The sequence below is a fragment of the Candidatus Villigracilis saccharophilus genome (genome assembly GCF_016711665.1).
This window is the reverse complement of record NZ_JADJSO010000065.1, coordinates 62,012-85,415: the sequence shown is the minus strand read 5'-3', so window position 1 is coordinate 85,415 and position 23,404 is coordinate 62,012. Positions and strand designations below refer to the sequence as shown.

Below are 23,404 nucleotides of genomic sequence, written 5' to 3'. Positions count from 1 at the left end.
TCACTACTCTGACGCAACCGGAATGGTAAAGTGAAAAGCTGTGCCTTTGCGGAATTCGCTCTCGAACCAGATGCGGCCGCCCTGCATTTCAACCAGACTCTTGGTGATGTTCAAACCCAATCCCGTGCCCGGTACCTCGCGCGCTTTTGGATCATCTGAACGGAAGAATTTTTGGAAAACCCTCTGTTGGTCATCCGGGCTCAAGCCAATACCGCTATCCTTGACCCACAAGTGAATAACCCGCGCAGCGCCTTCAGGATTCCATTCATTGGCGGTCTCTTCCGCGCCCACCTGGATAAGCCCGCCTTCAGGCGTATATTTATAAGCGTTGCTGACAAGATTGGTAAGCACCTGGCTGACGCGGATGCGGTCAGACCACATGGGTGGAAGATTCTCAGGCGAAACCACCTCAAGGATCTGTTTCTTATCCTCCACCTGACGTTTAATGGAGCGGATCACTTCATCAACAAGCGCGGCAACATCGGTGGCTTTATAGTCAAGGCGCAAGCGGCCAGCCTCGATCTTGGAATTATCGTTAAGATCCGAAACCAAAGTGGACATGCGCTCAACATTGGATTTAATGGTGTTGAGGAAATTATTCTGCATTTCGTTGACCGTTCCAACCGCTCCGCCCGCCAGCAATTCCGTGTAGCCTTTAATGGAGGTCATCGGGTTCTTCAACTCATGCGCCACGAATGACACGAAATCACTTTTGGCAAGATTAGCGCGCTGAACTTCACCGTACAGCTGCGCGTTGGAAATGGCGATGGCGGCATGATCAGTAAGACGGGTTAAAAACTCAATATCCACCTGGGAATCGCTTGTACTTTCCAGATGCAGCAGACCGATCACAGCGGTTTCACGACGGATGGGTATGATGATCTGTGTATGCGTAGTGGCGAGCAGTTTCGCATTAGAGTCGGCAACCGCCAAACGCTGCGGCTGGGCTGTTTCCACAGACCGCACCATGGCGGGCAGATCCACTTTCATCGTCTGATCCGGCAGAATCGCCATTCGTTCATCAAAGCCCTGCTGCGACATGACATGCAGATAATTTTCCTCCAACATGCCGATCAGCCCCGCTTCCGCGCCGGATTGTCTTAAGGCCCAATCCAATGTGATGCGCATGGCGCGATCCATTTCAAGGCTGGCATTTAATTCCCGATCAATGCGCTGCATGACCGAGAGTTCCTCGACACGCACGGCCAGTTCCTGATCGGTGAGTTCATAAAGGCGCGCATTCTCAATGGCAACCGCAGCCTGACCCGCAAACGCGGTCAGCAAGTTTTGATCGTCCTGCACAAAAGGCAGTCCATCACGGCGGTTGATGACTTCGATCACGCCGGTAACATGATCCTTCGCCTGAAGCGGAACGGCCAAAAGTGAACGACTCGCAAAACCAGTTTGCTGATCGATCCCTTTGAATCTGGCTGATGTTTGATGCTCCTCGTTCTCGATCACGGGTGCGCGGGTCTGCACCGCCCGCCCAACGATACCGGTGCCGACTGGAAGGCGCTGCCCGATCAAGTTGGAAGCCACCGGTCCAGTGGTCGCCTTGAAGATCAGATCACTGGTCTGGTCATCCACAAGCAGTAAACTGCCGGCCTCACAATTCAAAATCCCAACTGCGTTCTCAAGAATATTTTGTAGCAGGGGACCCAGTTCCAGAGTGGAAGTCAACTGGCGGGTAATTTCATTCAAGGTGGAAAGCTGACGTGCGCGTTGTTCAGTTTCGTCAAGCAAACGCGCCTTCACGATCGCGCCCGCGGTCTGATCTGCGATGGCCTGTAGAAGTTCAAGTTGTCCGCGTGTATAGGCGGTCGCGCTGTCATGATTGCCAACACTGAGCGCGCCAATGGACTCCGCGCCGGCATTGAGAGGCACACCCATCCAGGCGAATACATTCTCCAGAATGGGCGTGAGGTTGCGCGCCTGACAATCGCGGATATAGTCCTGAGTATTGATCGGGCGGCCTTTGCGGATCACCTCCGGGCTGAGACCGGAAGTGATTGAAAAAGGCAGATTCTCGCGTTCGGGGATACGCTCATTGTTTTCGACACAAAAACCATAATAGAAATAATCGCTTTTCTTGTTGTACAGCGTGATATGGAAATGCGACGTGGGAATGATCTGCACCGTCTGGGCGTAGATCAGCTCAAGCACATCGTCAAAAGTTAATGTGACATTCACGCCTTGAGAAACACGCGTCAACGCATTCATTTCCTGGATCTGGCGTTCAAGACGCGCAACGGTTTGAACACGTTCGATCGCAACAGATGCCTGATCGCAAATATTCTCGAGGAACCTCAGGTCACGCGGAGTATAAGGCAGACCAGATAAACGCGAACCCAAAGCAAGCCAGCCGTTTTCACGGTGTTTACCGGGCAGGGCAATAAACAAGCGCGCGCCAAGCAACGCCAGCCGCGATTGCTCAGGCTTCAATACGGAAGGCAGTTCAGCAGTATTGTCCAAATATAAGGGCAGGTGTTCCGTTTCAAAATAACGGGCAAACGGACTCGCGGCTGTAAAACGAATTTCGCTGGTGGGGCGGCGGTCTTCGCCGGGCAGGGCCGAGAAAAAATCGTCGCGTGAATCATATGTATAGATGTGGATCCGGCTCGGGCTTAAGGTGGATGCGATCTGCTCGCGCAGGATCGTTCCAATAGAGTTGAGATCCAGCGCAGTAGCCAGTCTATGGGAGAAGCCCTCAAGTTGTTCTGCAAAAGCACGCTCGCCGCGAAAGAAGACGGTATCCACAAGTCTTTGCAGCCGGGTGCGGATCGGCTCAAGCAAAAGCGCGATAAGAAAAATATATCCGCCGACAAGGTAGGGATTATTGGAAGGCATGCGGGTATTGAAGATCACCCCCACCCCGCCGGACAATAATGCATAGCCGGTTATCACGATCGCCGTAAGCAAAAAATACATAAATCCGCGCCGTACCAGATCATCGGTGCGCAGGAATTTAAAGCGCATAATGTTGTACCCGATCACAGCGGGAAATATGACAATTGGTAAAAACAAATACGGCGAAAAGTTAAGTGCCAGCACTCCCCCAAGCGCAAGCCAAACGCTTAAAGGAATAAAGGAAATCAACGCGCCGACAATAATGGCGCGGGACTGCGTTTTCACCACCGGTGATTGCGCGTAAAAAGAGTAATATAGATTCGCGCCAAGCAGGAATAGGACACTCACGGCAACGAATAAATAAATGGCCCGCCAGTAACGGATGTAAGCTGTCGGCTCACTTAAGTTAAAAAGTGTGGGAGTTGCCATCATCGCCATGGCAATGCCAATGAACAGTCCGATCCAGCGCAGGTAGGGACGATCTATCATCAAGCGCGGATTCTGCGGGAAGGAAAGCGCAAGCGCGACGATCGCTCCGCCGGCGATGGCGCAGCTGAAGGTCCAGATGATCGTAAATTCGTGAGTCGTTGAGATATTAAAGAAAGCGCCGGTTGCAATGGCAATGGAGGAGGTGAATAATGAAAACGCGCGCCCGGCCGGTTCGTTGCGGCGCAAGCCAAAGATCCATAAACTGAAGATCAGAAAGAGCATGCTGATGACAGTTGGGACAATAAAATAAAGATTGACGCCTTGAGATGGGAACGTGTGCAGGGTAATGTCGAGATCGCGGACTTCCCCGTTGATAAACCTTATTGTGACCGGGATAACGTCTCCGGGAAGGTGCTTTCCGATAATGACTTTACGCACATCCGCTTGAGTTTGGACCGGGGTGTGATCCACCGCAACGATCTGATCTCCACTGGAAACCAGCGCATTGAATTCCCAGGCGCTCCCTTTTTGTGTGGGGCCGGTATCAACAAAAACCAGCGTATGCTCATAAAAAGAACCAATAAAAGGTTCCCTGATCCAGTTTATTGCCAGGTATATACATGCAAAAAAGATAAACAACGCAACTGCCTGATAGATCAGCACGATCCACGTGAGAATATTGCTGAGCAGTTTATTGGCAGGTATCGCTTCTTGGATCAAACCAGATTGCACAACCTGAGCTTTCATAATGGTCAAATTTTACTCCACAATGCTTTAAGGTGTATGCGACTTTCATAACAAAGAAGAAAGGCCCGGTACAAAAAAGAAGAGACCACAACTTAAGTGATCTCTTCTTTTATTACTCTTTGGAAATTGATCTGCTAAATATCCAAATTCCTGACGCTCTTGGCGTGAGTTTGGATGAATTTCTTGCGCGGGTCAACGGCATCGCCCATCAGCATATCAAAGGTACGGTCGGCTTCTGCGGCGTCGTCCACGGTGACAAGCAGCAGGGTGCGGTTGGTGGGATTCATGGTCGTTTCCCACAACTGTTCCGGATTCATTTCGCCAAGACCTTTGTAGCGCTGAATGCCAACTTTATCATTGCCATACTCTTTGACAGCCTTATCCTTCTCTTTATCGCTGTATGCATATTTGACCTGGTTCTTATAAGCGATGCGGTACAAAGGCGGCTGGGCAATATACATGTGACCGCCGTCAATTAATTGCGGCATATAACGGAAGAAGAAAGTCAGCAACAGCGTGCGGATATGACTGCCGTCCACATCCGCATCCGTCATGATGATGACCCGTCCGTAGCGCAAGCCTTCGAGGTCAAAATTATCACCGATGCCTGTTCCCAATGCTGAGATCAGCGACTTGACTTCATTATTGCCGAGGATCTTATCAAGACGGGCACGCTCAGTGTTGAGGATCTTGCCGCGCAACGGAAGGATCGCCTGAAAGTGACGGTCGCGTCCCTGTTTGGCTGAACCGCCCGCGGAATCACCTTCCACGATATACAACTCGGTCTTGTTTGAATCGCGCTCGGAACAGTCTGCCAGCTTACCGGGCAATGTCAACGACTCGAGTGCAGACTTGCGGATGACAAGATCACGCGCTTTGCGCGCCGCGTCACGCGCACGCGCGGAGGTTAAACACTTGGCGATGATCGTCTTGGCCGCCTGCGGATTCTCTTCGAGGAAGGTGCTGAATGCTTCGCCGACCACCTGGGTGACGTAGGTCTGCGCTTCGGGATTCATCAGCTTGACCTTGGTCTGCGATTCAAACTGCGGATCGGGATGTTTGATCGAGACGATCGCGGTCAAGCCTTCGCGGGTATCGTCACCTGAAAAATTCGGGTCGGCATCTTTGAGCAGGCCATTCTTGCGGGCATAGTCATTGACCACACGCGTTAATGAAGAACGTAGACCGGTCAGATGTGTACCGCCGTCAATGGTATTGATCGTGTTCGCAAAGGAGTACACGGATTCGGTGTAGGAGTCAGTGTATTGGATCGCGGCTTCAATGCCGATATTTTCAACTTCTTTTTCAACGTGCACAACGGGATGCAGACCTTCACGGTTGCGATTCAGATACCGCACGAAAGCGGTAATGCCGCCTTCAAAGTAAAAGGTCATTTCACGGTCGGCGCGCTCATCTAAAAATTTGATGGTCACGCCGCGCGTCACAAACGACATTTCACGCAGGCGTTGAATGAGGGTGTCGAAACGGAAGTCAATATCTTCTGTGAAAATCTGTTTGTCGAACTTAAAGGTCTGTTTGGTGCCGGTCTCATCCTTTACTTTGCCGATCAGTTTGATGGGACCTTGCGGCACGCCGCGTTTGTATTCCTGACGCCAGTGTTTGCCGTCCCGTTTGACCTCAGTAATGGTCCACTCAGAGAGGGCGTTGACTGCGCTGATCCCCACGCCATGCAAACCACCGGAAACCTTATACCCGCCGCCGCCGAATTTACCGCCCGCGCCAATGACGGTCATGACAACATCCAATGTTTCCATTGGACGGCCATTTGCATCTTTTTTGGTAGGGTGCGGACCAACCGGAATACCGCGGCCATTGTCTTCAATGGTCACGCTGCTGTCCGGGTGAATGGTAATATCGATCCTATTGCAGACACCCGCAAGCGCCTCATCAATGGCATTATCAACGACTTCATAAACTAGGTGATGTAAAGCCTTGATGTCGGTACCGCCCACGTACATACCCGGACGTTTACGGACATGGTCAATGCCTTCCAGCGCCTGGATCGAACTGACATCATAATTAATTACATTGTCTTTTTCAGCCATAAAATCCTCCAACAGTTTGAAAACTGTCTACTTTTTAATAAAATCGCTCACGCTTGTTTTGTGACGGTATTTGGACGCAATTTTTCGATCACATTTTGCAGCCAGATGTTCATATCGCGATAATAGATGAAACTGCCGGCCAACAGGGCAGTCGTCACAAAAGAATGACCGAAGATACCAAGAAATGTAATCCAGGAATCCTCGGGGGGGATGCTCCATAAAAAGTTCAAGCCAAAGGTCATTAGAAAAACCGTCAACACGAACAGGCTGCTGGTGGGAAGTGTAAAGCGCGCCATCTGAAAACTGCTTAGAATCGAAGTTATCACATTTTGCTTCTTAAGGAAAACCCCGTGCGGCCAAAAGAACAGAGGTACGATCACCCACATGGAGGCAATACTGATGAATATCACCAGCAGGTTCGCGATCAACGGGCTGAATTGAAGCAACAGACCCAAAACAAGCAAGAGCGGAACACCGATCATCACGGAAAGGATTCCCCATAAAATGGAAATGAACATGGTTTGTACGATGGCACGCAAAATACCCATCGGTTTATCTTCCTTGCCGGCAGCTGCGATCCACGCCACACTGCGAAAATACAGTCCGCCGCCAATCCAGCCGAGCAAAGTCAGCAGGAAAATCCAGCCGAGCAGGCTCAAGGCACTGACCTGCAAATTGGCGGGGTCGCCCAGCGGGGTGGATGATACGCCCTTTGGAAAAAGCAGGCTCGAGATCCCAACCGGCAGCGTCCGCAAAAGCCAGAACAAGTTGACCATTGGAATCGTGTCGCCATACCAGGTTAATACGCGTTGAATATCTTCGGCAGAAACACCGCCCGATCTCCAGATCGAGACGACGTCATCCTTGATCGAATCGAATAGCGCGTTCATGCGCAGGCGCGGACCCAGCCAAAGGAATAAATTCAATAACAGCGGCAATAAAATCGCTGTGATGTGCGCGGCGATGGTGTCGAAGCCCGCTTTTATTGAGCTGATAATTCCGGGAGGCCGGGGTAAATTCTCAACTTTTGAAACTTCCATAACATTTTGATTCTACCATACCCCTGCTTGCGCTCACGCCCCCCCACAGGTACAATCTTCTTATGCAAGAGAACCGTTCCTATCTGCCGTCCGCAGACCGCGTGGGCGTACTGGTCGCCTCAGTATTACTGGCTTTCGCGCTGACACGGCTGATCCAATCACCGCGTTTCACCTTGACGATCGCACTGCCCGGCTTCTATTTTGCCTATCCCATCACGCTTGGTTCGATTATGAGCCTGCTCACCGCCGCACTGAGCGCCACAGGCATGAGCTGGCTGACCCGCGACCATCCTGCTCTTGGAGAGAAGCCGAACATCGAACATATCATGCTGCCAACCCTGACCACTTTCGTGCTCGGCGCTCCGCTGAGCATATTGCCAGACGGAATAACCTGGTGGGCTGGCTTTTCCTTTGCGGCGATCCTGCTGCTGATCGTGTTTCTGGCAGAGTACATCACAATTGACCCATCGACCCCAACCTACGGATTTGCGCGCGCGGGCCTTACCGCGCTCGCGTACGTGTTATTCTTAATTCTCACCACTTCCCTGCGGTATTCGGGTGCGCGCATGTTCTTATTTGTGCCTGCCATCTTCCTTGTCGCGGCATTGATCTGCCTGCGCATCCTGCATCTTGACGGCACAGACCGTTGGGATTTTCCGTGGGCGATCGGCGTTGGCATTGTCTGCGCGCAGGTCGGCGCGGGACTGCATTACTGGCCGCTCACGCCGATCCAATTCGGACTTGCGTTGACAGGTCCATTGTATGCACTGACCATGTTATCCGTCAGCCTTGCGGAAAATATTCCCCTGCGGCGCGCTGCGCTGGCACCCGCCATTATCGTTGGGATAGCCTGGGTTTCCGCATTATTTTTACGATAATGAATTCCCTCACGCTCACAAATGAACAACTTCAAAAAATGACCGCGCATGTCCAGTCACAGGCACCGCTCGAGGCTTGCGGTCTTTTGGCAGGACGAGATTCACAGGTAGAATCTGTGCTTGAGGTCGCGAATCAGGCTCAAAGCGAAGTACGATACGTGATGGATCCGCTCGAACAGTTACACGCCTTCGAGTGGATCGAATCCAATGGGCAGGAATTGCTTGGCATCTTTCACTCGCATCCAAGCGGACCGGAAGTTGTTTCGCCATCTGACATAACGCAGGCCGCCTATGCAGTTGTGTACGTCATCCTCGCGCCCGTAAACGGCTCGTGGCGCGCCCGCGGCTTTTGGATCGAAAACGGCGGCTATAGCGAAGTGGCTTTACAGGTACGCTAAGCAACCTTATTTGTTTTTCCGTGTTTTCATCACTACATTTCGTCAGTACGAGGACACAATTCTCTGGAGGAGTTTCAATGCAAATTGCATTCGATATTGGGATCATTTTTCTGGCTTATTTGTTTGGCTCGATCCCCTTTGGACTGCTGATCGTTAAACTTAAAACTGGGAAGGATATTCGTAAAGTGGAAAGCGGCCGCACGGGCGGGACAAACGCCATGCGCGCGGCGGGATTTTGGGCTGGTTTTGCGACCGCCCTGCTTGACATATTGAAAGGCGCGGTGGGCGTGTGGGTGGCGCAATGGCTTACCCCGAACAGTGAATGGGTGCATGTGCTCGCGCCGATCGCGGCGATCCTTGGGCACAACTACTCCATCTTTCTGGCGGAACGCGGCGAGAACGGGAAGTTTCGTTTACGCGGCGGAGCGGGCGGAGCGCCCTCCGTCGGAGGGGCGATGGGATTATGGCCAGGCTCAATCCTTTTCATTCTCCCGCTCGGTATGTTGACGTTCTTCACGGTCGGCATCGCGTCCATCACAACCATGGCGGTGGCTTTATTCGCGATCATTGGTTTTGCTGTCCGCGCATTATTTTTTGACGGTCAATGGGTGGATGTGTGGTATGGCATAGGCGCGGAAATTTTGCTTATTTGGGCTTTGCGTCCGAACTTGAAAAAATTATTCGAGGGCAACGAACGAGTGGTGAAGTACAGTTTGAACGGCTGGCTGCGGGCGAAGCGCGAGGGGCGGGAAGCGGAAAAGTAAACAGGTATACATGGATGCGAAAAGAGACCGTTGAAAAACAAACGGTCTCTTTTTTTTATCGATCACAAATTCTGTTACTATATTTCTTATTAGGTTTTATGGTCTGGTTTTTCTCATTTCAAGAGCGTGCCCATACTTTGGAAAAAAGTCATAATGGCGCAAGTACGGCGCCTGTCGTTGTTGGATCAAATCCCTCGGGCCAGATCGTTTCTTCATCATACTTGGCGCCACTCAAATTCGCTTCACTCAAGTAAGCCCCTGTCAGATTCGCACCACGCAAGTCAGTCCCGATCATATAGGCGAAAGTAAGACCGGCTTTGCTCAAGTTGGTTTTGCTTAAATTTGCCCCGCTCAAGTTCGCGCCGACAAGTTCCGCCCCGCTCAAGTCCGCGCCGCTCAAGTTGGCGCCGATCAATCTGGCGCGGCTTAAGTCCGCCCCTATCATTCTGGCATTGACCAGGGCGGCATGCAGAAGTTTTGCCGCGACCAAATTTGCCCGCGCCAGGTCCGCGCTGCTTTGGATGGTTTTATGCGGGTCAAGTTCTGCCAGATCCCTGATGCGGGTATTGATCAGTTCATTAATCTCCTTTTGAGAGACCTTTTTTCCAGCAATCTTAATTTCAGGAATTTTATATTCAGGGAGCTTGTATTCAGCCACCTTCTTTTCAAGAGCTTTCCTGGCCGGCGGCTTCTTTTTGACGATCTTTTTCGCAGGTGTCTTTATATTGGGTGATTTCTTCTTAACTATTTTCTTTTCAGGTTTCTTTTTCGTCATGGTAATCTCACTCCAACTCAATTGGAAAAAATCCGTCTAACCGCTTTGTTGCTTTATTATATAGGACTATTTGTCATTATCGTTCTTTTTAAGATAGACAGTCCCTTCACTCCCGGCGGGTGATGCCATTCAGAAAATCACCCAACAGAAGAAAACTCATGGAGATCAACAGAATACTAAAGGAAGGGATCATCAGCATCAACGGATTGCGGCTCATCAAGGAGCGGCCCGAGAAGAACATACCGCCCCAACTGACCACCGTGAATTCGCCGCCGTCCACTGCGCTGGTCACGCCGACACCGATATAACCCAGCACCGCTTCGAGCAGGATAACGACAGGAATGTTGTTGATGATCCAGACCAGGACGACATGCAGTACATTCGGCAGGAGGTGGCGGGTCATGATCCGCCACGGAGATGCGCCAATGCCGACCGCCGCTTCGATGAATAATTGGGATTTAAGCTGCAGCACATTAATACGGATCAGGCGCGCAAGGCTGACCCAGGCAACCACAGCAAAACCAACGATCAATGTAAATAATCCATGCACCCAGCTGGGGGTGAATAAGCCGCGGAAGATAAGCACAATGATCACCAGGAACATAATGCCAGGTAAAGAATTGAGCATGTCTGTAAACAACATGAAGACGGCGTCAATGCGGCCGCCGGCATACCCTGTTATCAAACCAATCAAAGTCCCGATGAATGCAGCCAAGGGAACGGCAGTCAGCGCAAGGAACATTGCGGTGCGTGTGCCGTAAAGCAAACGGCTGAAAACATCCCTGCCATAGCGGTCTGTGCCAAGCGGATATTCCGCAACACCCGGCGCGGAGGTGCTCTGCACCCACATGGGCGGCAGATTGAAATCCGTGACCCTCATTTTGTACGGATCGTGCGGAGCGACCCGGGGAGTTATTATGGCCAACAGGCTAAAAGCCAGCATTACGATCAGGCTGAACCAGACCGTTCTACTGCGCAAAGCCCGCTTCCATGGGAACAGCTTGATCATGCGGCGGCCTGATGCGTGACGGAACGCACGCGCGGATCAAGAACTTCACACAGGAACTCGATCAAAATATTCACGAGCGACATGCCAGCCGCATAGATCAGCGTGAGCCCGAGGATCATGGGGTAATCCAGTTTAAGCACCGCTTCCCAATATCCGCGCCCGATGCCGGGAAATGAATACAGGTGTTCGACGATCAACAAGCCCGCGAACATTTCCATCAAAGCCGGGCCGAGGAAGGTAATGATCGGAACAATGGCATTGCTCAAAATGTGAACAAGCATCACGCGACGCTCGCCCAATCCCTTCCCGCGGGCGGTGCGGACGTAATCTTCATTCAAAATATTCATCAGGGAGGCACGTGTCACTCTGGCAATATTTGCCATCGGCAATACAGCCAGTACGACGGCAGGGATGATCCAATTGCCCGGCACGCTCCAATCCGGCAGGACTTTAATGATTTTCAGCCAGGAAGCCAGCACGATGATCGCAAACAAACCAAGCACAAAATTGGGGATCGAGATCAAGCCCGCCAGCCCGACGGAGATCGCGCGGCTGACAGCTGACCAGGGCTTCGCACCGCTCCATATTCCCAGCGGAATCCCCAGCCCAACCGCGATCAACGACCCGAGCAGCACCAATCGAATGGAATAGCCGAAGCGGCTCTCCCAAAAAGTTTTACCCTCCGGGGGAGAAAAAATGACATGCTGCACAGTGCGTCCATGCTGTTGAATGGACGGGCCTAGATTACCGCACACCGCCCCGCAGAAAAAAATGCCGTCATCATCAATATCCCCGACCACGTACCGGGTGAACTGCCGCCATAAAGGCAGGTCAAGGCCGAAGCGATGGTAAAGCTCACGCTGCAGAGTTGCATCAATTCCCAATCCAAGCATCATGCGCGGCGAACTCGAATAATTGCTCCACGGGTTACCTGGGATGGCGTGCATCAAGAGGAACGTGATCAACGTCACGCCAAGCAAAATCGTTATCATCCGCAGAAATCTTGTGAACAAAAATCGGGCAATCATTGACAACTTGTTCCAGGTCTTATAACTGTTTTTTATTTTTGATTTGTCTATTTTACATTCACACATTTTTACCGCGAAGAGCGCTAAGAACACAGGGTTTTAAAGATTTTCTTTGCGAGCTTTGCGGTTCAACTTTGATTTTTGTACGGCAGAGAATTTTTGTTAAACACCCGCCGCACACGATATCGTATGCGGCAGGTACAGGCTGTCATTAAAGCTTCGGAATTAACACGGGTGTATTTTTTTTATACTCTTCATAATCTTTCTGCCCGCCCCATTTTGCATCTGACTTCTTTTCAAGCAAGGGGACTCCGCTGACGCGGGTTAGCAGCAAGGTGACAAAGATCGGCGAGATCATGGCAACCCATTGCCAGCCTTGCAAGACGGGTAATGCGATGATCGCCACGCCAAGCCAAAGTACGATCTCACCGAAATAATTCGGGTGGCGCGAGCGCGACCATAATCCTGTTTGAATGAACTTTCCCTTGTTTTTCGGATCGGCATTGAAGCGGCCTTTTTGAGAGTCAGCGACGACCTCAAACCCAAAGCCAAGAATCCACACCAGAAAACCGATGCCAGCAAACAGGTCAAGTTCTTTGCGGTGTGTGGATGTGATCGCAACCAGCGCAGCGGCGGCAGTAAATGTCACCCACAAGCCTTGAATGGTCCACACGTTCAGGAAGCGCACAAACGAAGGCTTGATCTCATCGAAGCGGTCATCCTTGCCTGCTTTTTGGATGCGGCTGAAAAGGAACGTGCCTAATCTGACAGCCCAGATGACCACCAAAGCCGCCAGCAGCATGGACCGTGCATCCACATCCGCGCTGAAGAATAGAGCCGCCAGGGTGATGGAGATATATGTGATACTGCCTGTGATGTCGAAGAATTTCTCGGTCTGCATAAAATAAGCAGGGATAAAGACCAGCCATTGGATCACAAAAGCCAGCCCGACCGATAAAGCGAACAGTGGCATTCCGCCCAGCATGATCCCGCCCTGACTGCCTGCGAGGGCGACCAGAATACCGATAAGTATGATGATGGGAAGAGTGATTAGCGCGATACGATCTGATTTTTTCATTAATGTTCTCCTTATTAAAAATGTTAAATGATCTTGCGGTTATTTTCCATTACATAAGCGGATGCAGTTGTTTTGGAAGCGCTTGTCCGCTGAGCCAGGCCCGTACAGTTTGCGTAAACAGATCCGGCGCGGTCATGTTCCAGTTATGTTCCTCAGCCAGCGACATCTTACCATCATGCACAACTTGATATGCCTGCGCCGCAGGGATGACAGCCGCAAGGTCACGGGCGGATTGATGCATGGCCGGATATTCCTTTTTTCCAACGACGATCAGCGTGGGCGCCTTGACCTGCTCCAACCCGTGCGGCAGGCGGAAGCGTTGATTTTCGATCATCAGGTTCGTGAACCCAGATTCCGTTAATTCCTTGAAGGATGTACTGAACTGCGGGTAATATTTATCAGGAACGCCGGCCGCGTATTTCATATTCAAACGGATCCACCAATCGCTATTCTTGAATGGCGTGACCGATAAACGATAGGTCAGGCCGATCAGTCCCGGCGTCATCAATTTTGCGCCAGGAAGCGGGCGGACCAATGCACTGCTGAGCACAGCATGATCGACCAGTTCAGGCGCGGATGCCAGCAATGCGACCGCCACCTGCGCGCCCTCCGACAAGCCGACCACGTGAGCCTTTCCATGATGCGCCCGCGTTCGGATCAATTCGGCAATTTGCGCGGCACTATCTTGAATACGAAAAGGTTTTTCATTCACGCTGCGCCCCTGTTCGGGCAGGTCTGGAACAAGGCAGTGATATTCGTCAAGCTGTTCAATTTGCGGCTGCCACATCCAGCCAGCCCCGCCGCCACCATGCAAAAAAATAATTGTCGGAGCGGAGGCTGAGCCAGTTTCTTCTACATAAAGCGCCATGGAATTTTTGTCCTTTCTTATATAACATCAGATGATAGTCATCTTTCATCTTTATTTTTTCCTCGCTCAACTTCGCTTGTGAGACGATCTGCCTCTTGCGCGGTATGCGCGGACTTAAGACTCTTATACAAACCAAACGCTTTTTATATACGAATTCCTTGTCAACTACAGGCTTATGTGTAACAATATAGTCGCTCCACTCAGGGTGCCCCCCTCACCTTGGTGGAGTATTTTATTTCCCTTTCACAATCCCAATTTCTTCCTGACTCAACCCATATATCATCCCCGAAGCGTAGCGAGTGGAGCAGCCCATAGATGAGTTATCAATGGACTTATCCACTGATAACTCATAACTTATTTCTTATTCACAGCCTTTCCCCCTACTTCCCATACCTCTTGCGTATTTCCGGCAGGAAATAATCATCGAAGAATTTATCCACGTCGTAATCGGGCTTCCAATCCCAATCGGCGCGGGCGAGGGAGTCGTCCACATCTTCGGGCCATGAGTCCACGATGCCCTGTCGGCGCGGATTTGCATCAAAGGTGATCTTCGCATCCGGGAAAGCCTTCAAGGCGCGCTGGCGGAATTCCTCGGCGGTGATGGCGAAGGCGGCAATGTTATAGACATTACTGGATAATTTCTCGCGCGGCACATCCATCAGCATCAACAGGGACTTGATCGCATCCGGCATGGCCATGAAGGAGATCTTTGAATCGGCGCGCACGAAACACGAATACGGTTTGCCCTGTGCTGCGGCGTGGAGCATCTCCGGGCCGTAGTCACTGGTTCCGCCGCTGGGCAATGTAAAGGCGCTGATCAGCCCGGGGAAGCGGATCGCCCGAAAGTCCGGCATGACCGGCGGGTTCGCATCCAAATGTTTTTGGCCGTAATATTTTCCGTAATACATCCCCAATTTTTCACAATACAATTTATTGCATCCGTACATCGTGTGCGGCATGTTCCAGTCATCTTCCCTGACCGCGCCCGCCTTATTTTTTTCTTCAACGCTGGGCATCCCATACGCGGCAATGGAACTGGGGAAGATGAACTTGACCGCCTTGCCGTATTTTTCTGAACGATACGCCGCCAACATTAGCAGCTGCATCGTGCCTTCCACATTAATGCGGTGCGCCTCTTCTGTGGCAACCTCCGCCTTGGAGGAAAGCGATGCCGCCAGATGAAAGATAATATCGAAATCGTAATCGTAAAAAGTTTTGATCTTGTAAACCAGATCCCCCTGCACATGTTCCGCTGAAAGGTTTTTGATCGAATCCGGCAGCGGCATAAAATCCGCGGTCACGATCCGATATCCGCCCCGCTTTGCCAACCCCTGCACCAACGCCTGACCAATTTCACCGCACGCGCCGGTCACAAGCACTTGCTTTTCGCTCATGTTCGCTCCTTGTATGCTAGAATAATGTCAATCAATTTTACGACACAATCCATGAAATCCTGTCATCAAACACGCATGATATTTCTTATGTCGCTGCGATTCTACTTCGCCCTCGCAATGACATTGTTGATCGCATCCTGCTCCGCCTTTGAACCGATCATCATCACGCCCATCGTCACCCCCGCGACAGAGACGCCGCTTCCGACTGCGACCATAGACTGGTTCCCCCCTTCAGCCACTCCGACCTTTCAGGTTTTTCCCACCACTACCCCGCCCCCAGACATGCGCCCCGGCCTCGGCTCGATTGTGGTCACTGACGATTTCTCCGACCCAACGCTGTGGGATGTCCCCAAATCGAATCAAGCCAGGGCGATCATGGAGGATAATCACCTCACACTCGCGGCGCAAAGCGGCGTGTACATGACCAGCCTGCGCACTGACCTGCTCCTGAAAGATCATTACGCCGAGATCACCGCGCGCCCAAGCCTGTGCCGCGGCGAGGATTCTTATGGCATATTGGTGCGCGCCAGCTCAGTTTATTATTACCGCTTCGGGTTATCCTGCAATGGCACCATTTACATGGACAGGCTCAGCGCCGGGACAAAACTCACCATGCAAAAGCCCATTCCCAGCGGAGATGCTCCCCCGGGCGCACCCGGCGAAGTCCGCATTGGCATCTGGGCGGTCGGCTCGGAGATGCGTTTCTTCCTGAATGACCGCTATCAATTCAGCATCCGCGAACCCAGCTATCCAAGCGGAACGATCGGCGTCTTTGTCACATCCTCCGCGGATACCCCGGTGATCGTCTCGTTCTCTGATCTGACCATTCAAAAAGTGGATTATGTTCTGCCAACCAAAACTCCGCTGCCGTAATTAACTCTGGACTCGGACAGCTTGCTGTCCGAATGTTTAAACAAAACACATTGCTATTATTACGTCCATCAGCAAGCTGATGGACTCCAGAATCATGCAAAACTCTTCGCACCTCATCCGACTCCCTTACACCCCTGACCTGACCGAAGGAGGCATCGCGTACGCGCTGCGGACTCTGTCAAATTCATTCGAGCGCAGCGGAGTAAAACCCTATGACCGCATCCGCCGGGTGGTGGCAGAAGCGGCAGTGGAACTGGCATTTCGGCGTTATCTTTCCCAGCAGGAAATCCCATTTGATGTGATCGGCACCTCTCCATTCACGGATCCCGATAAATATAATGTCTCATTAGGCGGGCATCGCTGTGACATCAAATCCTTTCTCATCTCGCATCGTGACCAGATCGCGCAAATACGGACTGACCCATCTGTCATTTTGAACGCGCCCGCGCTGGTGCCGTCTGACCATCACAACATGGACGGTTACACAGACCATGATTTATATCTATTTGCCCCCCCCCCGGCTTGACCGCCGCACACGACTTAAAGGGGCGAGACGAACCAGCCGCATTCCCGGCCCCCCCCCCCCCCCGGCGGGGGGCGCCACCCGCCCCACTGGAATCCGTGGGCGCATTGGTCTTGAAATCTGAATCAGATGCAGACACGCTGGTCGAAGTCAGCGGGCAGGATGAGGCGCGGAGATTTTCGACACGGGTGGTACATCTGCCGGCGCAGAAGCGTGTCACATTCGAAAATCCATTTTATTCAGTTACATCCATCCACATCAAAAATATGCCCACAGCACGATTGGGAATCCACAGCGCTGTGTATAAAGAAGCGCATATCATTTCACCTTTAGAGTGGGGAAATATTTGGGTATACGGTATGGACATCACCCTGGCGGGCTATATCTCACGCGCAGAGTTTCGTCAGCGCGCAAGATTGGTCCCGTCGAATTCGCGTGTGTTCCAATACGATCATACAAAGACAAAAAACCTGGCTATGACAGTTTCAAATTTAAATCCCTGCAGGATCTTTTTACGCGCGTGCGGGAATGGAAGCCATGAAAATTGCCCAATAATTGACCATAATTTTCCACCTTGTTTATCCGTTTTTAAGGTAATATTATCAATATAGAACATGGAATCTACAAAACAAGCACCTATTTCAAAACCTGCGCGCCGGCCACACAGAGTGAATGCGATTACCGCCACGCTCGGTATTGCGGTCCTGCTGGCGACTCTCTTTACCGCCTGGACTCCAAATTCCCTGCTGGCAAGCAATTTGCAAAACCAACTTAATTTGATCCTCACGCCGCAAGCCGAGGAATCCAGCCCGATCGTCACTCCCCGTCCGCAATTACGGGTCGGCATTGTCGCCGGTCACAGCGGCAATGATTCCGGCGCGGTCTGCACAGACGCGAACGGCCAGACGGATCTCACAGAGGCGGATGTGAATCTGGCGATCGCACAGATCGTTAAGGCGAACCTGGTGGCCGCGGGCTTTCAAGTGGACTTGCTTAATGAATTTGACACACGCCTGAACGGTTACCGCGCAGTGGCGCTGATCTCCATTCATAATGACTCCTGCCAGTATGTTAACGATGAAGCCACCGGCTTCAAAATCGCCTCTTCAATGGAGACGCGCGATGTGAACCGCGCGCAGCGCCTGACCACCTGCATGGTGGATCGATATCAAAACACCACAGGATTAACTTTCCATGCCGGCAGCATCACAAATGATATGACCCAATATCATGCCTTCTCTGAAATAGATCCGAACACGATCACGGCCATTATTGAAACCGGCTTCTTATATCTTGATCGTGAGATCCTGACCCAGGAAACAGGCCGTGTGGCTGAAGGCGTCACGAAAGGTATTTTGTGCTTTATAAATAACGAAAACGTACAGCCAACTCCGATCCCCACTTTTTCTCCATGAACATATCAAGCACCGTTCGGACAGCCTTGATCGTCACATTGATCTGCGCGGTGGTCGCGTTCGCGGCATGGACGGCGACTTCTTCGCCTGTGATGGGCTACAACAACGCGCCGACTCCCACGCATTCAAATCCGTTCGCCCTGGCGCGGATCGCCAAACCCACCTACACCGCATCGCCGACTGTAATGCCTTCCCCAACTCCACAGCCAACCAACACACCTGAGCCGTCGGTCTTCGCGGAGATCGTGTCAGATTCATCCGGCGCGATCTCTTATTCAGGTCCAAACCAACCCGCGCCATCCAACCCCACATACAGCGGCAATAAATATATTCTGGTTGACATCTCGGAACAGCACATGTATGTATATGAAGGCGACGCGCTGGTCTACAGCTTTGTCGCATCCACCGGCATGAACAATGCCACGCGCGTGGGAACCTTCAGTGTGCTTGACAAGATCCCCAGCGCGTACGGCTCCACCTGGGATATCTGGATGCCGAACTGGCTTGGTATTTACTATTCCGGTCATTTGGAAAACGGGATTCACGCCCTGCCGATCCTGCCGAACGGCGCAACTTTGTGGGAAGGATATTTGGGTGTACCGGTCTCTTACGGATGTGTTGTACTTGGCACGTACGAATCACAATTACTCTATGAGTGGGCTGAGGTAGGCACGCCCGTGGAAATTCAATGGTGAAAAATTAGCAACACGCTTGTATGTATCTGCCTGTTTACTTGTATCGCGTAAATATAAACGAAGGTGACCCATGAATGATCGTTTTGTCGAATCCCGTGAAGCTTTATCGTATGCGCGCGAAGCCTTGAAAAATGGCGCCATGGCGGAAGCGCGCCAATGGGCGGAACGTTCCGCGGAACTCGCGCCTCAAAGCGAAGACCCGTGGTTGATCCTGGCGGCGGTTGCCAGTCCGCGTGAAAGTGTGGAGTACATCCGCAAAGCGCTGGAGTTAAGCCCGGACAGTCTGCGCGCTAAAAAAGGCATGGAATGGGCGCTGCAAAGATTAGGCGAGACTCCGGGCACCAACGCAGCCGCCCCCGAAGAAAAACCGAAAGCTCAAGAAAAAAAGTCCCCTGCGAAAAACACAAAGAAGCGAAGCTCGCTTTTGCCCATCCTGCTGGGGTTGACTGGACTTGCAGTACTCGTGTTCGCGGCGTGGTCGGCGGTGAATTCCCCGGTGCTCGCATCCATATTAAATGTTTTCGCTTCCGCGCCGGCTTCGCAGCCGGCTGAGAGACAGCCTTTCGCTCAAGTGGACATTGCCAAGCCGAGCGCCGAAAATACACTGGTTGCTCAGATCGTTAAGCCAACTGCGACCAGAACAGCCATTGCAACGCCGAACAGTGACAGCGACCGCCCAGCCAGAGGTCGCGGGTGTCATCATTGATCCTACAGCTACTCAAAAACCCGTTGCCGCAATTCCTACCAGCACAAAGACCGTTGAAGTTGTTGTGATCCCTGCCGATACCGCGACTGTGGACCCCGCTGTCCTCCCAACCAACACGATCAGTGCAGATTCATCCACAGCCACGCCTGAGGCGACCAGCGTGCCCGGTGTCGTGCTTGCCGAGATCGTAGTGGATACTCCGACACCTGAAGGAGCCGCTGCACCCGTTGAGTCGACGGAGGTTCCCATCAGCTATGGGAATGGCGAACATTGGATCGATGTTGATCTGTCGCAGCAGCGTGTGTACGCCTATGAAGGTGACACCATCGTTAATTCTTTCCTTGTTTCGACAGGCACCTGGCAAACCCCGACCGTGACCGGCAGATACAATATCTGGATCAAATTGCGTTCGACCACCATGTCTGGTCCCGGATATTATTTAACGAATGTTCCATTCACGATGTATTTCTATAAAGGCTATGGACTGCACGGCACATACTGGCATAATAATTTCGGCACGCCCATGAGTCATGGCTGTGTCAACCTCGCCACCCCGGACGCGGAATGGTTGTACAACTTCTCATCGGTCGGCACAGTGGTGAATGTGCATTATTAAAAATAGCAGACAGGTAAACAAGTAAGCAGGTTTGTAATTGAACAATGTATCACGGCGTGACTTTTTAAAATTGAGCGGGATCGGGCTGGCAGGTTTACTTGTCCCTCCGCTCAATTTTCATTTTGACGATCCCTTCGCCGCCCAGCAGGGACGTGTCACCACACGCACCGTCTGGATGTTCGACCGGCCATCTGTGAAAGCCGCGCCGGTCAGACTATGTCAGCGAGATACTCTCCTAAGCATCACCAACACAGCCGTCAGCGATGATGAAGAGGCGCATAACCGCGTTTGGTATGAAGTCGGTTCAGAAGGCTTTTTATATTCCGGGAATATTCAGCCCGTCCGCACGATCTTGAACACGCCGAGCATGGATATTCCAAAGCAGGGGCTTCTCGCAGAGATCAGCGTGCCATATACAGATGCGCATGAAAGCGCGGACAGAACCTCGCCAGCCGCATATCGCATGTATTATGAAACCACACACTGGATAAAATCAATAAGCACCGCGCAGGATGGTCAGGTGTGGTATCAGATCCGCGACGATAAATTCGACAAATCTTATTACGCGCGCGCAGAACATCTCCGCATTATGACGGAAGAGGAACTTGCGCCGATCAGCCCGGAAATTCCCAGCCGTGAAAAAAAGATCATGGTGCGTCTTGGCGAGCAGATCGTGATCGCCTACGAAAATAATCTGCCTGTGTTTGTATCGCCTGTATCCACCGGCGGAATTTTGCGGGTGGGCACCTACACCACGCCGCAAGGCTCGTTCGTCACGTATTACAAACGTCCCTCCCGCCACATGGCTGCCGGCGATCTCGCCTCCAGCGGATTCGACCTGCCCGGTGTGCCGTGGGTGCAATACATTACCAAAGGCGGTATTTCATTCCACGGCACTTTCTGGCATAATGATTTCGGACGCCCACGTTCGCATGGCTGTATCAACATGTCTTCGCAAGCCGCGAAATGGCTCTACCGCTGGACTTCCCCGCAGGTCTCTCTTAATAAAGAGTTCGCTTACGGTTCCCGCGGAACCAATGTAGAGATCGTAGTGTAAGAATATGGATGTGAAGGAACGTCCTCTTAACCAATGATAAAAAATATACAACTCTCCCGCCGCGACTTTTTAAAAATATCCGCCTCGGGCGCGCTTGCGTTTGTCCTGTCCGAAATGGGCTTTGACCGCGCCCTGGCCGCTCCGCCCGCCTCGCAGGGACGCATCACCTGGAGCGGCATTCCGCTTTATGACGCGCCAACCTTCAAGGCAAATGAACTGCATCTCTTTGGCATAGACAAGGTCATTTCGCTTAAAGCCGAAGTGCAGGGCGATGAAAGTTTTGGCAATTCGTTCAATAGAATTTGGTATGAAGTGGATGGCGGCGGATATGTGTTCTCCGGCGGCATTCAGCCCGTCGAGACCAATTATCAAAAAGCCGTTTACGAGATCCCTGAAGCGGGTCAACTGGGGGAGATCTGCGTACCCATGAGTCTCACGCATCTCGCGCCATACACCTATGCCAAAAATGGACACCGCCTATATTACGGTTCCACACATTGGATAAAAAGAGTTGTCGTAACGCGCGAAGAGAAAAGCGTCTGGTACGAAATATTTGATGATGAACTTAAGAAATCCTTTTACGTTCCATCCTTTAATATGCGCCTCATCCCTGACGATGAACTGACCATGCTTTCTCCGCAAGTTCCCGCCGCTGACAAATTGATCCACATCGATATCGCCACCCAAATGGTCACAGCCTTTGAAGGCGAGAAGATGGTACTTAGCGCGCGCTGTTCCAGCGGACAACGAGGGACGGATACGCCCAAAGGTGAGTTCAGTACCTTCCATAAATGGCCGTCCAGGCACATGACCAATCAGGGTGACGCGGTTCAGAATGTTTACAACCTGCCCGGCGTGCCCTGGTGCTCGTTCTTTACGGGTATGGGACACGCGATCCACGGCACCTATTGGCACAATGATTATGGCCGTCCGCGCAGTCATGGCTGCATCAATCTGCCGTCAGAACTATCCAAATGGATCTATCGCTGGAGCAATCCGCTCGTCCCGCCCGAAGAAGATTATTTGAATCTGCCCGGCGCAGGGACGCGCGTCCTCGTCGTATAATACACTTCAGACTTAAAAATCATAAGGAGAGTATCAATGAATACATCTTTTCTATCCAATCAGTATGTGCTCAAGCGCCAGGTGTTCGCGTTGGCCGGCAAGTTCCGTGTTTACGATTCAAGCGGAAAACTCATGCTATTCAGCGAACAGAAAATGTTCAAACTGCGTGAAGATATCCGCGTGTTTTCAGATGAAAGCAAAGCGCAGGAAGTGTTGATGATCAAAGCGCGTCAGATCATTGATTTCTCCGCCGCTTATGATGTTGTTGACAGCACTACAGGCCAAAAAGTTGGCGCATTGCGCCGCAAGGGTCTGGCCTCCATGCTGCGTGACGAATGGGAGATCCTCGATGTCAATGACAGCGTGATCGGTTCATTATTTGAAGACAGCATGGGGCTGGCGTTGTTACGCCGTTTCCTCAGCAACCTCGTCCCGCAGAACTATGACATCACCATGGGCGCTGACCGCGTGGCCGATCTCAAACAGAACTTCAATCCCTTCACGTATGAATTGAATTTGGATTTCAGCATGGACATCAACAAGCGCCTGGACCGCCGCCTGGGAATTGCCGCCGGAATCCTATTAGCCGCGGTTGAAGGAAGACAGAGCTAATTCTTCGTCATTGCGAGGAGCGCTCTCCCTAGCACCGCCCTCGCAACGACATAAAAATTATCATGCCAAATCAACCCCTCTTTGCCGGACTTGTAATAGACGAATTAGGCCGTTCTGCGGAATCATCGCTGATCGGGAATGAGCCATGTTATGTGGTGGATGATTCAGGATTCCGCCGCCACATCCCCGCCGAACAAGTGGACCGCGCCGTGCTGGCTCAAATGGCGGAAATGATGAAAGGCAGTGAAGACCTTCTATCGGAGCAAACCGCAAAAATGCTCGGACAGGACGATCCCTTCTCCAGGGCGATCATTGAGCAGCAGCTCAAGAATATTGACAAGCAATTTGACACGCTCATGAAAACAGGTATTCCGGAAGATATGCGCGCTTATCTTGGCATGATGGGATTCAAAGTAATTATCAATTATCACGGCGAGATCATACGGGTGGAACAACCAGGCCGCGCAAGCGATAATGAAGGCGATGGCGAATAAAAGAAAAACTTCGGGTTCAAGAACCCG

General features: G+C 51.8%; 23 protein-coding genes. 14 read left to right on the top strand and 9 right to left on the bottom strand.

Annotated elements, in window-relative coordinates; translation table 11 throughout:
* Window positions 1-3: 3 nt before the first annotated feature.
* The 3 genes from IPL17_RS20815 to IPL17_RS20805 all read right to left on the bottom strand — a co-directional run bounded on the left by IPL17_RS20815 (window position 4) and on the right by IPL17_RS20805 (window position 7,129).
* Window positions 4-4,023: a GAF domain-containing protein gene (locus tag IPL17_RS20815; protein WP_345309021.1), complete on the bottom strand. Its 4,020-nt coding sequence runs from the start codon at window positions 4,021-4,023 to the stop codon at window positions 4-6.
* A 134-nt stretch (window positions 4,024-4,157) separates the two neighbouring features.
* The gene (gene gyrB / locus IPL17_RS20810; RefSeq protein WP_345309005.1) at window positions 4,158-6,089 is read right to left on the bottom strand and encodes a DNA topoisomerase (ATP-hydrolyzing) subunit B; all 1,932 of its coding nucleotides are present in this window, start codon (window positions 6,087-6,089) and stop codon (window positions 4,158-4,160) included.
* A gap of 47 nt (window positions 6,090-6,136) precedes the next feature.
* Window positions 6,137-7,129: a hypothetical protein gene (locus IPL17_RS20805; protein WP_345309004.1), complete on the bottom strand. Its 993-nt coding sequence runs from the start codon at window positions 7,127-7,129 to the stop codon at window positions 6,137-6,139.
* A gap of 62 nt (window positions 7,130-7,191) precedes the next feature.
* On the opposite strand from IPL17_RS20805, the gene IPL17_RS20800 reads away from it, so the two are divergent.
* The 3 genes from IPL17_RS20800 (at window position 7,192) to IPL17_RS20790 (ending at window position 9,169) form a co-directional block, all read left to right on the top strand.
* Complete coding sequence (locus tag IPL17_RS20800) at window positions 7,192-8,007, top strand: hypothetical protein (RefSeq protein WP_345309003.1); 816 nt, start codon at window positions 7,192-7,194, stop codon at window positions 8,005-8,007.
* Window positions 8,007-8,405, top strand: coding sequence for a M67 family metallopeptidase (locus IPL17_RS20795; protein ID WP_345309002.1), 399 nt, complete (start codon window positions 8,007-8,009; stop codon window positions 8,403-8,405). Before IPL17_RS20800 ends, IPL17_RS20795 begins: the two co-directional genes overlap by 1 nt.
* A gap of 77 nt (window positions 8,406-8,482) precedes the next feature.
* Complete coding sequence (locus IPL17_RS20790) at window positions 8,483-9,169, top strand: glycerol-3-phosphate acyltransferase (protein WP_345309001.1); 687 nt, start codon at window positions 8,483-8,485, stop codon at window positions 9,167-9,169.
* A 148-nt stretch (window positions 9,170-9,317) separates the two neighbouring features.
* Here the strand turns inward: IPL17_RS20790 and IPL17_RS20785 are convergent, their stop codons facing one another.
* From IPL17_RS20785 to IPL17_RS20760, 6 genes are all read right to left on the bottom strand, one after another.
* On the bottom strand, window positions 9,318-9,944 hold the full coding sequence (locus IPL17_RS20785) for a pentapeptide repeat-containing protein (RefSeq protein ID WP_345309000.1): 627 nt from the start codon (window positions 9,942-9,944) through the stop codon (window positions 9,318-9,320).
* A gap of 106 nt (window positions 9,945-10,050) precedes the next feature.
* Window positions 10,051-10,953: an ABC transporter permease gene (locus IPL17_RS20780; RefSeq protein WP_345308999.1), complete on the bottom strand. Its 903-nt coding sequence runs from the start codon at window positions 10,951-10,953 to the stop codon at window positions 10,051-10,053.
* Window positions 10,950-11,981 (bottom strand): ABC transporter permease, encoded by a 1,032-nt coding sequence (locus tag IPL17_RS20775; protein WP_345308998.1) that lies wholly within the window; start codon window positions 11,979-11,981, stop codon window positions 10,950-10,952. Before IPL17_RS20775 ends, IPL17_RS20780 begins: the two co-directional genes overlap by 4 nt.
* Window positions 11,982-12,192: 211 nt before the next feature.
* Window positions 12,193-13,059: a DUF1295 domain-containing protein gene (locus tag IPL17_RS20770; RefSeq protein WP_345308997.1), complete on the bottom strand. Its 867-nt coding sequence runs from the start codon at window positions 13,057-13,059 to the stop codon at window positions 12,193-12,195.
* Between the two features lie 49 nt (window positions 13,060-13,108).
* Window positions 13,109-13,927: an alpha/beta hydrolase gene (locus IPL17_RS20765; protein ID WP_345308996.1), complete on the bottom strand. Its 819-nt coding sequence runs from the start codon at window positions 13,925-13,927 to the stop codon at window positions 13,109-13,111.
* A gap of 380 nt (window positions 13,928-14,307) precedes the next feature.
* The gene (locus IPL17_RS20760) at window positions 14,308-15,321 is read right to left on the bottom strand and encodes an NAD-dependent epimerase/dehydratase family protein (RefSeq protein WP_345308995.1); all 1,014 of its coding nucleotides are present in this window, start codon (window positions 15,319-15,321) and stop codon (window positions 14,308-14,310) included.
* Between the two features lie 24 nt (window positions 15,322-15,345).
* Here IPL17_RS20760 and IPL17_RS20755 point away from each other — a divergent pair, with 24 nt between their 5' ends.
* The 11 genes from IPL17_RS20755 to IPL17_RS20705 all read left to right on the top strand — a co-directional run bounded on the left by IPL17_RS20755 (window position 15,346) and on the right by IPL17_RS20705 (window position 23,377).
* Window positions 15,346-16,194 (top strand): hypothetical protein, encoded by an 849-nt coding sequence (locus tag IPL17_RS20755; protein ID WP_345308994.1) that lies wholly within the window; start codon window positions 15,346-15,348, stop codon window positions 16,192-16,194.
* Window positions 16,195-16,288: 94 nt separating this feature from the next.
* Window positions 16,289-16,720 (top strand): hypothetical protein, encoded by a 432-nt coding sequence (locus IPL17_RS20750; RefSeq protein WP_345308993.1) that lies wholly within the window; start codon window positions 16,289-16,291, stop codon window positions 16,718-16,720.
* Between the two features lie 110 nt (window positions 16,721-16,830).
* On the top strand, window positions 16,831-17,328 hold the full coding sequence (locus IPL17_RS20745; protein WP_345308992.1) for a hypothetical protein: 498 nt from the start codon (window positions 16,831-16,833) through the stop codon (window positions 17,326-17,328).
* A gap of 3 nt (window positions 17,329-17,331) precedes the next feature.
* Window positions 17,332-18,132, top strand: a complete 801-nt coding sequence (locus IPL17_RS20740) for an N-acetylmuramoyl-L-alanine amidase (protein WP_345308991.1) — start codon at window positions 17,332-17,334, stop codon at window positions 18,130-18,132.
* Window positions 18,129-18,827, top strand: a complete 699-nt coding sequence (locus tag IPL17_RS20735; protein ID WP_345308990.1) for a L,D-transpeptidase family protein — start codon at window positions 18,129-18,131, stop codon at window positions 18,825-18,827. The genes IPL17_RS20740 and IPL17_RS20735 overlap by 4 nt, the downstream gene beginning before the upstream one ends.
* 70 nt (window positions 18,828-18,897) lie before the next feature.
* Entirely contained in the window at window positions 18,898-19,533 is a 636-nt protein-coding gene (locus IPL17_RS20730) for a hypothetical protein (protein WP_345308989.1), read from the top strand.
* A complete protein-coding gene (locus IPL17_RS20725; protein WP_345308988.1) occupies window positions 19,475-20,149 on the top strand; it encodes a L,D-transpeptidase family protein in 675 nt (224 codons plus the stop codon). Before IPL17_RS20730 ends, IPL17_RS20725 begins: the two co-directional genes overlap by 59 nt.
* A 37-nt stretch (window positions 20,150-20,186) precedes the next feature.
* A complete protein-coding gene (locus tag IPL17_RS20720) occupies window positions 20,187-21,206 on the top strand; it encodes a L,D-transpeptidase (protein ID WP_345308987.1) in 1,020 nt (339 codons plus the stop codon).
* A 33-nt stretch (window positions 21,207-21,239) separates the two neighbouring features.
* Complete coding sequence (locus IPL17_RS20715) at window positions 21,240-22,271, top strand: L,D-transpeptidase (RefSeq protein ID WP_345308986.1); 1,032 nt, start codon at window positions 21,240-21,242, stop codon at window positions 22,269-22,271.
* Between the two features lie 36 nt (window positions 22,272-22,307).
* On the top strand, window positions 22,308-22,883 hold the full coding sequence (locus IPL17_RS20710; protein WP_345308985.1) for a hypothetical protein: 576 nt from the start codon (window positions 22,308-22,310) through the stop codon (window positions 22,881-22,883).
* A gap of 62 nt (window positions 22,884-22,945) precedes the next feature.
* Entirely contained in the window at window positions 22,946-23,377 is a 432-nt protein-coding gene (locus IPL17_RS20705) for a hypothetical protein (protein ID WP_345308984.1), read from the top strand.
* Window positions 23,378-23,404: the final 27 nt, after the last annotated feature.